Source organism: Limnobaculum xujianqingii (genome assembly GCF_013394855.1).
Lineage (GTDB): Bacteria > Pseudomonadota > Gammaproteobacteria > Enterobacterales > Enterobacteriaceae > Limnobaculum > Limnobaculum xujianqingii.
Genome location: NZ_JABMLK010000002.1, coordinates 228,117 through 243,359, shown reverse-complemented (window position 1 = coordinate 243,359; position 15,243 = coordinate 228,117). Strand labels below are relative to the sequence as shown.

The following is a 15,243-nucleotide window of genomic DNA, read 5'->3' as shown; positions in this document are numbered from 1 at the left end:
GTGTGATTGCCTTCGCTATTACTTCGTACAAAATATATCATATCGTTATAAATTAAATAAAATTAGAAATCGAATTGCTGAGAATAGTTAACATCATTTTTTTTTGCTAAGTTCTCAATTAACTTCTCAATGCTGAAATAATCCTTACTTGTAAACATCTTCAGAATTAGATTTCTATCAATATGATCCAATTTTAAAATATTCCTAATATCATTATCCTCTCCGTATAATAATCCCAAATTAGCTTGAATCTTAGGCTCATTATTCTTTCTATCTTTAGATGATTGCCCTGTGACAACTAAGGGTCTTTTATATTTCAAAATTGCTCTTGAAGCATGTAGGCTTCCGCCAGATATATCACTTTGTATTAGAAATACAGCCGCTGACAATCCTGCTTGAATCCTATCTCGCTGAACAAAATTTGTTTTAAAAATACTCGAGCCATAAGGATACTCACTAAGCAACACTCCCCCATCTTGAATAATTTTCTGAGCAAGCCCTCTATTTTCAGCTGGATAGACTTTACTACCAAGTCCATGAGCAAGCACTGCTATAGTTTTTGCATTTGAGTTAAGGCAAGATTCATGTGCAATTGTATCTATCCCTTTTGCTAAGCCACTCACAATATTCCAGCCATTAGAAACAAACCACTTAGATATATTTTTTGCAAATATTTTCCCATGTTCAGTAGGTTCACGAGTACCTATAACAGAAATGCATTTTTTATTTAAAATACTCACATCACCAGAACAATACAATAAGGCAGGTGCATCCTCTAATCCCATCAAATTTTTCGGATACACATCATCAAATTGAGAAATTATCGTATGGCTTAGTGTTTCACCAAAACTAATTTGTTTTTCAGCAAAATCATATAAATCAGATAATTTATTAATTTTATTATCTAATGAAGGAACCAAATTAATTAACTCCTTGGTAGTCATTGCTGAAAAATCAGGTAGATTCTTAAGTGAGTTAAGTGTTTTAGCACCGACACCAGTTATAGCACTCAACTCTAAAATCTTCTTTGTATTTGAAGATATTACATTCATTATAATGACTCGCTGTAAGTACATTTCGGATTTTTGTTCCAACCCTCACAAGATAAAAAGTAAGAGTTATGCTGCCTATTATAGTGTTTATACATTGAACGTCCACAGAGAGGGCAATCTTTAACAACTATACTTTCTGTATGGCTACAAGGGGTATTCGTATCATTAAAACCCGTGCACCCCCAAAATCTTATTTCAGTATCAGAGTTCTTAAGAATTCTCATAGTTCTACCACAAGAATCACAAATTTTACTGGTTTCATTTATTGATACCGTTTTAGCTAAACATAAACCAAGAACGATATAAGATTGATTTTCATTCAATATACTAAATGCTCTTTCAAATGTAGCACCTGTTGTAATTACATCATCAATGATTAATACTCTTTTCCCACGAACTAAATTTCTATATTTATCATTTAAGAAAAGTGTATTAGTTATTTCAACATATCGTTGCTGTTGATTTAAGGTTTTTAAGCTCCGAGCATTCTCTGAAAATATAAAAAGATCTGGAATAAAATTAACTCCACCAATAAAATTCTTAGATATTCTTTCCAATAGATTTTCTAACCTTGGATTTTTATTCTTTTTTGCTGGAATTACACTAACAATATCGAAACCAGTATTATTATTAAAATAATATTGATACAGAGATTTTATTGCATGACTTAAAAGGTCAACCCAATATTTTGGTGCAATAAAATCAGGATCAATTTCTTTTTCATAGATATCCTGAGATAACGCATGTTCATCGTGCAATGCCGCTGTTATTATATTTTTTTGACTATAATATCTACCAAAACATACAATTTTAAATTCATTTTTTACTATTATTACATTTGAAGATAAATCTAATGGTGCAAAATAGAGTCTTTTTTTAGGAAAATTAAATGTTCCAAGTTCAGCACTTTTTTCTGCAGCTAAAATTACAGCATCACTATCTTCTACACTTTCTAAAAAAAAAAGTACTACTCAGAACTGCTGCTGGCATCTGGGATACAGAATTTTTTGGTCCCCATGTAGGGATTATCGGTTTCACACCTGCTCTATAAGCAGCTTCAATATCCGTATAGTCATCACCAACAAACCATACATTTTGACTTGGACTAACATTCAGTTGCTTTAAAGCCATTAAAATCCCATCAGGAGATGGTTTTTTACCTCCAGCACCAACATCAGTATATGTTATCACCACATCAAAATAATTTAATTTAAAATACGTTAATAACCTCTCGGCATATGCACGACCTGAGTTTGTTACCACGCCGATTTTCACCCCCATTGATTTTAATTCCTTTAATATTTCAACACCCTTTTCAAATACTATAACCTTATTCAATATAGCATCAGTTAACTCTTCATAAGCACGTCTATTTCTAATATCCTGTAATATATCTGTGTTTGCTAATGTATTATCCAAGTCAAAAAGAACAGCTTCTACTTTCATCACTCTCACCTTAACACCTAATTAATAACGTATTGTAATTATGCAACTCTAAATTAATTAATCTTTATGATGATTTCAACACACCTATACTAAACACTAAAAAAACACTTACTTATCATCGACCATATACCATCCCTCATAATAAACACCTTTAGTTCCAGACTCTTTTCTTTCACAAGCGAATGTTTTACCATTTGACAAGTTACCAGTAACAATACTTGGTTTATCTCTGATAATTTTAAGAGTTAATCCAGTATTCATTTTTATTTCTTTAAGACACTCATCTAAATTTTCAAATTCAGCTTTCATGACACTATCAGCAAAACATACGCTGGATAAAGTTATTGTAAAAAAAGTTATCAATAATTTAGATAAAATTGATATTTTCATATATTCCCCATTATAAACCTAAATGAAATGTAAGTTACTAATACCATATCTCATAAAATTAATTATATTACTGTGAGTAAGATTAAATATTTTCACTCGTAAATTTAAATAGAAAAAATATAGATTATTAAGCTATATGTTATCGCTGATCTTTTGGATAATATCTGACGCTGGGGGATAAGGAATTTACACATATCAGCTGTCAAAATTAAACATGCATCTCAATTTAAGCCTAAGAGCGACTTGATAAAGTCAGCATAAAAAGTTCAGAGAGCCAAGTTACAACAACTTGGTGGATAAATTTTAAAATCACAAAAAATAAAGATTCGTATGTTAAATTGAATTTTAATATAATTTAATTAAAATACATTTAATTCAATAAATTAACACTCATATAAGATTAACGTAAAAGGGGTCAATAATGGGGTTTAAAATTCAAAATAATATTAATTTAATTAAATATCAATAAATTAATAAAAAATTCGAGTCAGCCTCAGCACCATTAAAATGACAGTTAAAGACGCTTAAGGGCGTCTTTTTTTGTGTCTGAAATCGCCAACCCTATCAACATCTTTTTGATTTTAATATGTTTTTATTATATTTACTTCTATCAGTATCTACTACTCATTATGGGCACATCCGGTTCAGTAAATAGGTTACCTATAAAAACAGTATATAGTTCATGGCTGGTGCTCTATTTCAAGGATACCAACTGTAATAGCCATGAGTAATCAGGCTAAAATGATTGCATCTATGAACCGGTTTCATAAATTCTGTCTACGGTGATGGGTATGAACTAAGGAAATGCACAATGCTTAAAGAGAATTTCAATGAGTTTCAAATTTTTCTTGTTATTGCACGCGAGAGAAGTTTTACCAAAGCAGCAGGTAAACTTGGTGTTTCACAGTCAGCGCTCAGTCATGCAATGAAGACACTAGAGGAGCGTTTAAATATTCGCCTTCTAACCCGGACCACCCGGAGTGTTGCCCCTACTGAAGCTGGCTCAAGAATCATCGCTTGTCTCGAACCCCGCCTTGCCGATCTTGAACAGGAACTGGAATCTCTCATTCAGTTAAGCGGTACGGCATCTGGTAATATCCGACTTTCATCTGGGGAGCATGCAGCACGTAGCCTGTTGTGGCCAAAACTGAAGCCGTTTCTCCGCAAGTATCCGGACATTAATGTTGAACTGGTAGTTGATAACGGTTTCGTTAATATCGTGGACAACCGCTTTGATGCCGGAATTCGTCTTGGCGAAAGTGTCGATAAAGATATGATTGCAGTAAAAATAGGCCCGGATATGCGTATGGCGGTAGTTGGCGCCCCTGCGTATTTTGCATTAAACAGTATTCCCCTGACCCCACATGAACTACAACACCATTGCTGCATCAATATGCGTTTACCTACCGCCGGTGGCCTGTATCACTGGGAGTTTGAGAAAGAAGGAAAGCCACTACGTGTCCGGGTTGAAGGACAACTGACATTTAATTTGTTGTCAGAAAGAATAGATGCGGTGTTATCAGGATTTGGTATTGCCTGCGTGCCGGAGGATATGATTGATGACTTTGTTAAATCAGGCGAACTTATTCAGGTTCTTGAAGAGTGGTGTCCGTCTTTTTCGGGTTATTACCTTTACTACCCAAGCAGAAAACAACATCCAACCGCTTTTGCTCTTATGATTGATGCACTGCGTTATTCTGAATAATGGCTTGCGAGTGACCACAAGCCATATTAACGATCTCAACAAGCTCGTAAAAAACGGGATAACGTTTACCAACACCTGAACGATCCGTCATTAAACATCGAGTTTGCGGCCAGTTAACCATTCAACCATGGCGGGGTCACGATGAGAGAAAAAAGCGCTGGTTGCCGTGTCCATCGCACTGATTTTTATCATCTCCTCATTATTAAGCTCGAAGTCCAACAGGTTAATATTTTCTATCATGCGTTCTTTACGTACCGATTTTGCCAGCGAAACAATGCCGCGCTGGAGGAGCCAACGCAATATAACTTGTCCCACACTCTTGCCATACTTGTTACCAATCGCGGCTAATACTGGATTCTGAAACAGGCCATTTTTGCCTTCCGCAAACGGTGCCCACGCTTCCGGTTGAATACCACGACTTTGCATCCATGGCACAGCATGCAACTGCTGATTGAACGGGTTCACTTCAATCTGGTTTATAGCTGGAATCGTCTTGTTAAATGCCATCAAGTCAGCCAGGCGATCAGGCTGAAAATTGCTGACACCAATTGCACGGATTTTACCAGCCTGATGTAATTCCTCCATCGCCCGCCATGCGCCATGAACATCGCCATAAGGCTGATGAATCAGATACAGGTCGACATAATCCAATTGCAGGCGATTCAATGAACGTTCAAACTGTGCTTTTGCGCCTTCATAATTAGTATCCTGCAACCACAATTTAGTTGTGATAAACAGTTCATCTCGTGCAATACCACTCTGCTGAAGTGCATTTCCTACCTGCGTTTCATTCTGATAGGAAGCAGCAGTATCAATCAGGCGATAACCTGTCTCAATAGCGTCAATAACTGCACGTTCGCATTCTGCAGTATCCGTCATTTGAAAGACACCAAAGCCCAACAGGGGCATTTCAATACCGTTATTCAGTTTTACTGTTTGCATGACGTTATCCTCAATACTCTGTGTGAAGAAAGCATAACGCAGAATTATTTATTCGATTAGAGGTGGTAATTTGATAGGGTTAATGAGCAGGATTCATTAACAAACGAATAAATCCTGCTCTCTGTGTTCACGCTATTGAAGATTTTTTTCTTTCAGAAACTTACTGACCAGATCGGCAATCTCGACATTATTCAGATCGGAGAACGGAAAATGCGTATTTCCTTTAATACCGTTCTCAGGCAAATGAATAACCGTAACATCACCACCGTGCTTGTTCACCACATCACGCCATTCACGGGCCATCGCCAGACGTACACGCCAGCTATCCTGCGCAGGCATTGCAGTTGGTTTATCCGGAATATTATCACCGTAAAAAATCACAATAGGGATTTTGGTTAACGCTATAAATTTATTCAAAGGTACTGGCTCACCTTTCAAGGTATCAAAAGCGCTAGGCATCGGTGCAGGCAGTTCATTCTCCGGGAACACAAAGCTACTGCCGGGCTCAAAGGCGACAATCGCTTTCACCTTGTTGTTTTTCATCGCAGTATACCAACCAGGACCGCCCCCCTGAGAATGAGTAAAAAGGATTGAAGGCCCTGTTTTATCAACAACTGCCGACATAGCATCAGAAATGACGTTGACATCAAAAGGCCCGGTATTCGGAGTCATCTGACGGAAATATTGATTCAAAGCCTGTTTATCATGAGAAAACTGAACGCCTTCAAAATAGTCCGGCCAGACGCCAACTCGAAACTGATTGAACCACATTTGCTCATCCGGTTTTGGTGTCACGATTCCTTCAACTGTACTACGGCCTGCGTTACCTCTGCGAGGTTGGTCCACCAGATAAGTTGAGAACCCACGACGCAGGAATATATTCTGGAACCCTTCACGACCATCCGGTGTGCTTTCCCAGGTACGAGAAAACTGTCCCGCACCATGCAACATGACTAGTGGATATTTATGGGGATTTTCCGGAATTTGATAAAACACATAAGCATGATCGCCATGATAAGTCTGCCCGGCAGAATCCAGCGGCTTTTTAGCATCGAATGTCCCGGGAGCGTTAATGACGGTACCACCGACGGAAAAGCTTCCTTGCTCCTGAATAATCAATGGTTCTGCATTTACGGACTGGGCTACAAAACCACCTGCTATCATACAAAACACCAGCGTTTTTATAAGTGTCTTCAAGGCTATGTCCTCTCTGTCAGTTTTGCTTAATATTACCTGAATTGTTCAGGTATATTATTTAGCCACCCTGAATAGCCCTATTTATCTGGCTCATGAATAAGTAACGTTAATATCATCCACTTGCAAACTTTTGCGATCCTCCCCGACATTTCCAAATATCCCCTCCCTCCTCCATTGACCCTTTCCTTGTACAAATATACCGTGTGGTGATTACCCGTAATTTTGCGGGTAATGAAAAAAGCGAAACCCCGCAGTGCGCTAACACTAACGGGGTCTCTGACCACAACGTTACTGGGAGTAACATCATGGCTGTCGTGAAGCATACCCAAACTCGTCCTGATTTTATATATCACCCTCGATCCAATTTCAGATCCGGATCGGAAAAACGATCCTCTGTTTCAGCAAATTGCCTGAAAATTGGAGGATGTTTCCATGCTTAATCTTATCGACTCACCCCCCAACGATCCGCTGGAACTGGCGGAGCAGTGCCTGGCTCTGGCTACGGCGGTAATCAAAATCAATGAAGCATCGGTAAAAGAGTCATTGCAGTTTATTTTGCATGAGAAGATGGAAGCGCTGTTTCAGGCGCTTTATCACACAGAGGGGTCAGTCTGATATTGGCCACACCTGACCAGTAATTACGTTATTCAATCCGACCACTTATAGCTGTTTCAGCTATAAGTGGGATCGCAGAGCGGCCACAGATAAACATCACTCCAGCTTAAATATTTTGGTCTGCTGATCCATAAGCGTCAGTAGCGTTGGCATTCGATGCTTGCCGTGCATAGTGCGAACCGCTTCCGCCACGCTCTCTAATGGCAAACCCACCGCGGTAACATACAGTGGCTTATTACTCTTGCCACGAAAAACCTCCGCGACGTATTGGGTATTTTCATTGAACGCTTTTTTTGCCACACCAATTATCGGCACTTGCTGGTTGATATATTGATACAGATAGTCTCCCAGACCCGATTTTCCCTGATTGTCCAGCCAGACATAGCCATCGACGATAATCGCAGATAGCGTGGATAAATCCACCTGTTTAAGCAGTTCAGTAATACAAGGAAGCTCACGCTTATAGAACTCGCCAGACTGGTAAGGCGCTATGTCATGTTTATAAGCCACTAAGATTTCAGCTGGAGAATCAGCCTGCCAGTTATCAAACAAAACCCCAACCGTTTTTGCTAAATTATCAATATAATAAACATCAATAGCCAAAAGCATTACTTTCTAATATTCCTTTATTGATTGCGAGACCTGAACGCTTCAGGTGAGTAAGTGCTAACCATACTCAATGCCCTATTTAACAACTTTAACCAGACTATCATTTTTTAATCCGTAGGCATTCGCTTCTTCCACATCAACGTGTATTTCGAGTGCTGAAGTCTCAGTCGCCCGCACCATAACGCGCTGCATAATACCGGCTCGATCTCCTTCTATTTGCACGCTAACTTCCTGACCATCAGTGAGTCCGTACTTCGCTGCCATATCACTGGGAATATGGATATGCCGCCATGCCACAATCACACCGCCTGGTTTACTCACGCGGCCCTCAGGACCAATAATCTCAATCGGGCAGGAGTCAGCAAGATCGCCGGACATTTTAATCGGCGCATCCACACCCAGAACAAAGCTGTCAGCCACCGAAATTTCAATCTGGGTTTCACTGCGCAGCGGGCCAAGAATGCGCACATGGTTAATCTCTTTTTTCGGCCCTTTCAGGGTCACTGTCTCTTCGGCGGCAAACTGCCCCGGTTGTTTAACCGCTTTCAGGCGAGTTAATGATGAACCAGAACCAAACAGTGTATCCATATCTTCACGGGACAAGTGAACATGCCGGTTCGAGATGCCTACCGGCACCATAAGCGCTGCCAGGCTATCAGCTGTAGGGCTATTACTATCGGCCGCTGAAGCAGAAAGCGGATTATCGTCTGTCTGCTCAGCCGTCATTTGCTGAGGAGTCGGCAAGATTGGTGAATTTATCTCATTCATATTTAAAAGCTCGGCTTAATAACATGATGGCATTGGGTAGGTTTATTGAAATACCACTATTTTATTTCCCGATTTGCGCTAACGATCCCATTTACAACGCTCCACGATAAATTTCACTATAAAGGTAGCGTTGATAAAATGTCCTGTCAGGCAATAACAGTTTTTGATCTGGCTCTCATTCCGGCAGCAAAAAAATGCCCCGGCATATTGCCAGGGCATCGGTATTACTTCACAAATACAGCAGGGTTATCTCTTCGAAGCCTGCCCGAAGTTATACTTAAACCCTAAGGTAAAGGCTGCATCACTATACCCACTGTCACCAACCTGCACACCAACATTACCCCACAGGTTAAAGTTAGGATTTATCTGGCCTTCCACACCCAGTTTAAGTTCGCCGATATTATCGGTACCGGCCTGTTTGATGCGTTCATTGCCCATCTCGGTACTGAATTTTTTGGTGTTGTGTATCCAGTTAGCTTCAATAAATGGTTCAAACTCCCGTCCTTTTCCTTCATCAGACTGATGATGTCCTTTAACAAAAGTACGAACCCCTAAGCGCGTCTGGATATTACCATCGCCATCGCTGTTAATTCGGGTGCCGTCGGCTTCTTTGAATGAATCGGCTTTAACGCCCATCCAGACGATTTGTGCCTGAGGCTGTACAAACCATTCATTGGTTTCGTCTTTGCTGTCTTTGTATTCGCCGGTTTTAAAGGTATAGCCGGTTTCGATGGAAGCGGTAACCCCTTTAGACTTATAGGATTCCGTCGCCAGTTGATGCCCTTTCACTTCATTATCAAACCAGCTGTATAAGGCCCAGGTATCAACATAGGCACCGGTGTTCTCACCTTTATTTTGCTGCCAGGTGGCGTAACCACCCAGGCTGTAACCATCCACCGAGCTATCCGCACCGTAGCGAGTGACTGCTGAACGGGTATTACTGTGGCTGTTAGCATAAGCACCCATAATCCCTAAATGCCAACGGTCCTGACCATCGCTGCTCCACTGAGCAACATCGCCACCGAGATGTAAAATATAGCGATTGGTTTGCGTCTTGAGCTGACCACTGCTGTCTCTTGAGCGAGTATGACCGCCTACATTACGCATCCACATACTGGTAACTTTTTCTTCACCGGTTAGTGCGTCGGTATAGTAAGTTTCCCCTAAACGATCGTGCAGACGATGTACAAACAGCATATTAGAAGCGGCGATGTTATGAATATAACCACCGGCTTCTGGTCTGATAGTTGGCTCAGGATCCGGCTCTTCCGGCGTCGGATTTGGGCTTGGCTGATAGTTGGTCAGATACCAGTTTTTCTCATCGGCCCCTTTTTCCGTATTTCCTCGGTTCAGGAAATACTCATAACCACCGGCAGTAATACGCCCGCCCTGTTGGAAGTCACCATTGGATTGGCCCTGAACGTTAATCAGTTCAATACCTTTTTCGGTATAAGCCCCCATACCACCAACATTAGTTACATAAACTTTGGTTTCCCCTGCGGTATCACCCGTCACCGTCATATGGTCAGTAACAGAGCTATCATCACCAATGATGCTATTAAAGTGCAACGCACCACCACCCTGATAGTTACCATTCACTAGCAGTTTATTGCCTACCAGTGACTGAGCGCTGTTATTGGCTCGCCCCACATAGACATTTCCCTGATTATTCAGGTTAGTATCAATATTCAGCGTTGATAAAGCGGGTTGATTGGCATGGTACAGGCTTCCTACCATCAGGCTTGCGCCAGATGCTACCGTGGTATCACCAAGATAACCGGTGGCAGAAAGCAGAGCACCCTGCTCAACCACGATCTGACAACCCAGTGCATTCGTTGAATCAAGATTACCGCTGGAAACGGTGGTCAAACCGCTATAACCGCTACTGTCGCCACTGAGGGCTAACTGAGCGGTTCCTGACTTGGTAATGGTGCCGGAACCGGCAAACTGACCGGCAAAATAGCTATCATTGTTTTGGTTTATTGTCAGATTTGCAGGTGTCACATCAACCACACCGCCAGCACCAGACAATGACGACATAATCAGGTCATGCTGGTTTAGATTTAACAGACCGCCGTTAACAATATAGGTGGTGTTATCAACGAATGCTCCGGCAGAATCTGCCCGAAGTTCCCCTGCTTCTACGCGAGTTCCACCGGTGTAATTATTATCACCGGAGAAAATAACCGCGCCTTCACCGGTCTTAACCAGCCCACCGTCACCCACCAGATTGCCGTTTAACAGCATGCGTTTATCGGCGGTATCGGCCTCCAGAAACGATTCGGAAAGCACATTCATATTCACCGAGGTGGTCAGCTTATCATCGCAATATTCACATGAATTAACCCGCAGCGTTCCGCCATTCAGATTGAAAGCATAATTACCGTCACCGGCCACTATGCCATTTTTCTCTGGTGCTAAATTGCTGTCGGAAATAGAAATGGTACCACCAGCGTTAAGATTAACCGTTGCCGAAGAACCTACATCACTGGCCAGGAATAACCCCGAGGTTTTCTCAGGAAAACCAAATACATCTGCATAGGCTTTGCCTTCGAAATAGGCTTCAGCACTGTCTTCAACGGTTAAAATGGCGCTTCCCACTCCCTTAATGTTGGAGGAGAAATCGATACTGGAAACAACACCACCCGCGCTTGAAGCCAGTGCTAATACGCTTTGAATGGCTAATTTGCTCTCTGCGCCGCTAACATTGATGTTTACCGTAGACAGTTTTTCACCACTATTGATGACGTCGTTGTATTTTGCAAATGAAGCGATCATACGGCCGGTAACCAGTGAGCCACCATCGGTGATATTAATGTTGGCATCGCCGAAATAACCTAAATAGGCATCACCATCGACCAGATAATCGACAACATAAGGGCTCTCCTCAAAAACTTTATTAATCAGAGACAGCTTGCTGTTTGCGCCACTAACGTTAACGGTGCCGGTGTTAACTGAGTTTCCGGTTCCTACCCACATCACTCCACCAGAAACACTTCCTGGCGTACCTGAAACCGGACCAACATTCACACTGGCACCATCAAGAATATTGAGTGTCCCTGCAATTGTTTTATCCCGCACGGTATTCCTGTCATATACCGTGGTATCACCGACCCTCAATACCGAGGTATCAATATGTCCAATACCAGAGCCGATCAGATTCAAAACACCAACCGTGTCTTCGGTTCGCGTTTGTGTATTGCTAACAAATCCTACATAAAAACGGGTAATCTCACCGGTGTGTGTAGCATTATCTTTAATTGTCAGTGTACCGTTGCCGCCGTTATAGCCAACGGAAAACATATTGTTGTAACTGGCGGAACCTTGCAGAACTAACTCACCGCTATTTCCGTCGCCGCCACCAATAATGTTACCCTTATTTTCCCAGTCCCACAGGCCACTACTGGCAGTGCCAGATTCATTGTAATAAGGAGGGGCGGCATTAACTGAAAAGCCAATTGAAGGGGTGGCTACTGCACTGATAAGAAGAAAATACTTGCTATAAACAGACATAGTGACATCCATTTCAAATACGTTATAAATCCATTTAATTAAAGTGTTGCTAAAAACCAAAAAAAGACCATCAACAACTGTTAATCAAACATACAATTACAAAAAATCATGTTGTAAATAGAAAATCAGAAATATTTATATAATCAATAATCATTCTATATAAAAATATAATGTTTTCAACAACAACTCTTTTAAAATCAAAATTTATTTTATTTAATCAATTAAAACAATAAGTTAAGCTGGTTGTTATTATAAAGTTAATGCGCATTAAAAATTAATAACCTTTACAATACCAGATTAATAACAAGCTAAAATAGTTAGCCAAAAAACTATTTTAATAGAATTCATTTAATGGCATAAAGCATAACTGAAAATGATTAGGAATTATTGAAATAAACAATTAAAAAACGAATATCAACCCAACATTATACGTGTGTTTAAATTAACGATTTTTAGTTTAATGATTAACTGAAAAGCGTTTATATAAGTAAACTATGTTGTATTAATGAAAGCATACCCGATTTGAGGTAGGGAGGATTGATCGACTTCCTCCCCTTATTTTCGTCAGTATTGCGCTAATATTCCGTTAGTTTCTCTTTCTTGCCGCTTCATAAGCCGCTAAAGTTTGGTTTCGTGCCAGTTTGTGATCCACTATCGGGCGCGGATAATCAATCGTTTGCTGCGCCTTATCAGCCCATATCCATGGCGCATGTATCGCTGCTGTTGGAACATCATTCAATTCAGGCAACCATTGACGGATAAATGCCCCCTGTTTATCAAACCTTTCCCCCTGAGTGGTGGGATTAAAAATACGAAAATACGGTGCCGCATCGGTACCGGTAGATGCCGCCCACTGCCAGCCGCCGTTATTCGCAGCCAGATCGCCATCGATAAGTTGTGACATGAAATAGCGTTCCCCTTCTCGCCAGTCGATCAGCAGATCTTTCACCAAAAAGCTGGCGACGATCATCCGCAAGCGATTATGCATCCAGCCGGTTTGATTTAGTTGACGCATCGCCGCATCAACAATAGGAAAACCGGTGTTCCCCTGCTGCCAGGCCAGCAGTGCGGCGCTATCGGGATTCCACTGCACCTTATCGGTCCAGTCAATAAAGGGGCGATGTTTACATAAGTTTGGGTGGTAAGTTATCAAATGCCGGTAGAACTCTCGCCAGATCAGTTCACTAAGCCAGACCGCTCCGGCTTGTCCTTCCAGTGCATCAGGGCAAGCTTTCAGCAAAGCGTGCAAACACTGGCGCGGTGACAATACTCCCAGAGCCAGACAGGCAGAAAGCCGGCTGGTACCATCAATAGCGGGAAAGTCCCGCTGTGTGTCGTAATTCGCCACATGGTTTTGACAAAAATGCTGCAACCGGGACAACGCACTTTCCTCATCCGCAGCAAACAAATCTGAATCAAATGATTGTTGTGGATAATTCAGCTCAATGGGTACCAACTTATCGGACAAAGCGCCTTCCGGCCTTACCTTTGGTGGGTTAACGCATTCTGGTAGATCTTCACGCAGTCGGCGTAAAAAGGCATTTTTAAACGGCGTGAAAACCTTATACATCTCATGATTACCGGTCATCACGCTACCCGGTGCCAGCATTACGCTGTCGTCGAACCCCTGACAGGTGATATGGCTCAACGCTTGCTCAACGGCAACATCACGCTGGCGCTCATTAAACTCATACTGGTAGTTATAAAACAGTGACGTCACCTTATGGGTTTCACATACTTCGCGTAACGTATCTATGCTGGCAGTAAAGTCGTCTACCTGCTTAACCATAAGGGGAATGCCCTTCTGTGCCAGTGCCTGCTGCAAGGCATTAAGCTGGCTCTGCATAAATGCCGCCTGACGGGGTGACATGGCGTGTTGTTGCCATTGTTTAACCGGGGCAATAAACAACGCCAATACGTCCACATCGCCAGAACTACAAGCGGCAGCCAGAGCCAAATTATCATGCACGCGCAAATCTGCGCGAAACCACATCAGATGAGAAGCCATATTTATCCAGTATTAATGCCCGTAACGTAAGCGTAGCGCTTCCGGCCAGGGATCGAAATAGCGCTGTCCGGCCAGATAAGCATCCGGAAATTCCGACAGATAATGTTTGAGTAATGTCACCGGCGCAAGCAACGGCTGAGTTCCCTGACGATAGCGTTCAATCAGCGTTGTCAGCTCATGGCGCTGACGTGGATTAAGATGAGGACGAAAATAACCCTGAACATGCATCAAAACGTTAGTGTGATTGCGGCGGGTTGCCTGATGCGAAAGAAGATCCATCAGCCGCTGGCGATATTCTACGAAAAAATCCTCCAGCTGTGACCACTGATGCATTGCCGCCACAAAACGCCCCAGTTGACGATAATCCGGTTGAGAGTGGGCCAGTAACAGCAATTTGTAACGGCTGTGATATGCCATTAGCGCACCCCGCGTCAGTCCTTGCTGATACAACTGATTCAGTTCATGCAGGGCATAAATGCGTTCCACAAAATTTTCTCTGATATGTGGGTCCTGTAACCGTCCATCTTCTTCTACCGGCAACCACGGCATGGTTTTCATCAGAATATCGGTATAGACACCACGTCCTGCTTTACGGTTATTATTCCCGTCCGCTTCATAAACCCGCACACGCTCCATACCGCAGCTTGGCGATTTGGCACAAACGATATAGCCGCATAAATGGGAGAATTGAGCCGTACGCTTTTGCGAAAACTCAACCATCGCGGTGGTTAAGTCACCTTGGCGCTTATCGCTGTAATTCAAGGCAATCTGTCCATCCTGTTGTTTAACCAGTCGCAGCGCCGGACGCGGTACCGGCAAGCCAATAGCCATTTCCGGACAGACCGGTTCAAACTGAACCCAGGGGCTCAGTTCCTCTACCGCAAACGTAAGTCGCTTATGCCCGCCGTCGAAACGAACATTTTCCCCTAACAGACAGGCGCTGATACCAACAGGGATTTTCTCACTCATAGCGGCTCCTTAATGATGATTACATTAAG

At 42.1% G+C, this 15,243-nt stretch carries 13 protein-coding genes; 2 read left to right on the top strand and 11 right to left on the bottom strand.

Annotated features, from left to right (window positions below; translation table 11 throughout):
- Nucleotides 1-62: 62 nt before the first annotated feature.
- The 4 genes from GOL65_RS14915 to GOL65_RS14900 form a co-directional block, all read right to left on the bottom strand.
- Complete coding sequence (locus GOL65_RS14915) at nucleotides 63-1,052, bottom strand: DNA-processing protein DprA (RefSeq protein WP_179038441.1); 990 nt, start codon at nucleotides 1,050-1,052, stop codon at nucleotides 63-65.
- Nucleotides 1,052-1,810, bottom strand: a complete 759-nt coding sequence (locus tag GOL65_RS14910; RefSeq protein ID WP_179038440.1) for a ComF family protein — start codon at nucleotides 1,808-1,810, stop codon at nucleotides 1,052-1,054. Before GOL65_RS14910 ends, GOL65_RS14915 begins: the two co-directional genes overlap by 1 nt.
- 178 nt (nucleotides 1,811-1,988) lie before the next feature.
- The gene (locus GOL65_RS14905) at nucleotides 1,989-2,498 is read right to left on the bottom strand and encodes an HAD-IIIA family hydrolase (RefSeq protein WP_140919469.1); all 510 of its coding nucleotides are present in this window, start codon (nucleotides 2,496-2,498) and stop codon (nucleotides 1,989-1,991) included.
- Nucleotides 2,499-2,606: 108 nt separating this feature from the next.
- Nucleotides 2,607-2,888, bottom strand: a complete 282-nt coding sequence (locus GOL65_RS14900; RefSeq protein WP_228723129.1) for a hypothetical protein — start codon at nucleotides 2,886-2,888, stop codon at nucleotides 2,607-2,609.
- 811 nt (nucleotides 2,889-3,699) lie between these two features.
- Here GOL65_RS14900 and GOL65_RS14895 point away from each other — a divergent pair.
- Entirely contained in the window at nucleotides 3,700-4,593 is an 894-nt protein-coding gene (locus GOL65_RS14895) for a LysR family transcriptional regulator (protein ID WP_140919468.1), read from the top strand.
- Between the two features lie 90 nt (nucleotides 4,594-4,683).
- Here the strand turns inward: GOL65_RS14895 and GOL65_RS14890 are convergent, their stop codons facing one another.
- Entirely contained in the window at nucleotides 4,684-5,535 is an 852-nt protein-coding gene (locus tag GOL65_RS14890; protein ID WP_140919467.1) for an aldo/keto reductase, read from the bottom strand.
- 132 nt (nucleotides 5,536-5,667) lie between these two features.
- Nucleotides 5,668-6,732, bottom strand: coding sequence for an alpha/beta hydrolase (locus tag GOL65_RS14885; RefSeq protein ID WP_140919466.1), 1,065 nt, complete (start codon nucleotides 6,730-6,732; stop codon nucleotides 5,668-5,670).
- Between the two features lie 432 nt (nucleotides 6,733-7,164).
- On the opposite strand from GOL65_RS14885, the gene GOL65_RS14880 reads away from it, so the two are divergent.
- Nucleotides 7,165-7,347 carry a hypothetical protein gene (locus tag GOL65_RS14880; RefSeq protein ID WP_140919465.1) on the top strand — a complete coding sequence of 61 codons (183 nt, stop codon included), beginning with the start codon at nucleotides 7,165-7,167 and terminating at the stop codon, nucleotides 7,345-7,347.
- Between the two features lie 96 nt (nucleotides 7,348-7,443).
- On the opposite strand, the gene GOL65_RS14875 is transcribed toward GOL65_RS14880, so the two are convergent.
- The 5 genes from GOL65_RS14875 to GOL65_RS14855 form a co-directional block, all read right to left on the bottom strand.
- Entirely contained in the window at nucleotides 7,444-7,956 is a 513-nt protein-coding gene (locus GOL65_RS14875; protein WP_140919464.1) for an endonuclease V, read from the bottom strand.
- A 75-nt stretch (nucleotides 7,957-8,031) separates the two neighbouring features.
- A complete protein-coding gene (gene pduL / locus GOL65_RS14870) occupies nucleotides 8,032-8,724 on the bottom strand; it encodes a phosphate propanoyltransferase (RefSeq protein ID WP_407657507.1) in 693 nt (230 codons plus the stop codon).
- 246 nt (nucleotides 8,725-8,970) lie between these two features.
- On the bottom strand, nucleotides 8,971-12,237 hold the full coding sequence (locus GOL65_RS14865; protein WP_140919463.1) for an autotransporter outer membrane beta-barrel domain-containing protein: 3,267 nt from the start codon (nucleotides 12,235-12,237) through the stop codon (nucleotides 8,971-8,973).
- Nucleotides 12,238-12,823: 586 nt separating this feature from the next.
- The gene (phrB, locus tag GOL65_RS14860) at nucleotides 12,824-14,245 is read right to left on the bottom strand and encodes a deoxyribodipyrimidine photo-lyase (RefSeq protein WP_140919462.1); all 1,422 of its coding nucleotides are present in this window, start codon (nucleotides 14,243-14,245) and stop codon (nucleotides 12,824-12,826) included.
- 12 nt (nucleotides 14,246-14,257) lie between these two features.
- On the bottom strand, nucleotides 14,258-15,214 hold the full coding sequence (locus tag GOL65_RS14855; protein ID WP_140919461.1) for a YbgA family protein: 957 nt from the start codon (nucleotides 15,212-15,214) through the stop codon (nucleotides 14,258-14,260).
- Nucleotides 15,215-15,243: the final 29 nt, after the last annotated feature.

Excerpts from the sequence above, each read along its gene's own strand:
- GOL65_RS14915 (WP_179038441.1), bottom strand. The coding sequence starts at position 1,052 with ATGAATGTAATATCTTCAAATACAAAGAAGATTTTAGAGTTGAGTGCT.
- GOL65_RS14905 (WP_140919469.1), bottom strand. The coding sequence starts at position 2,498 with ATGAAAGTAGAAGCTGTTCTTTTTGACTTGGATAATACATTAGCAAAC.
- GOL65_RS14900 (WP_228723129.1), bottom strand. The coding sequence starts at position 2,888 with ATGAAAATATCAATTTTATCTAAATTATTGATAACTTTTTTTACAATA.
- GOL65_RS14895 (WP_140919468.1), top strand. The coding sequence starts at position 3,700 with ATGCTTAAAGAGAATTTCAATGAGTTTCAAATTTTTCTTGTTATTGCA.
- GOL65_RS14890 (WP_140919467.1), bottom strand. The coding sequence starts at position 5,535 with ATGCAAACAGTAAAACTGAATAACGGTATTGAAATGCCCCTGTTGGGC.
- GOL65_RS14880 (WP_140919465.1), top strand. The coding sequence starts at position 7,165 with ATGCTTAATCTTATCGACTCACCCCCCAACGATCCGCTGGAACTGGCG.
- GOL65_RS14875 (WP_140919464.1), bottom strand. The coding sequence starts at position 7,956 with ATGCTTTTGGCTATTGATGTTTATTATATTGATAATTTAGCAAAAACG.
- pduL (WP_407657507.1), bottom strand. The coding sequence starts at position 8,724 with ATGAATGAGATAAATTCACCAATCTTGCCGACTCCTCAGCAAATGACG.
- GOL65_RS14865 (WP_140919463.1), bottom strand. The coding sequence starts at position 12,237 with ATGTCTGTTTATAGCAAGTATTTTCTTCTTATCAGTGCAGTAGCCACC.
- phrB (WP_140919462.1), bottom strand. The coding sequence starts at position 14,245 with ATGGCTTCTCATCTGATGTGGTTTCGCGCAGATTTGCGCGTGCATGAT.
- GOL65_RS14855 (WP_140919461.1), bottom strand. The coding sequence starts at position 15,214 with ATGAGTGAGAAAATCCCTGTTGGTATCAGCGCCTGTCTGTTAGGGGAA.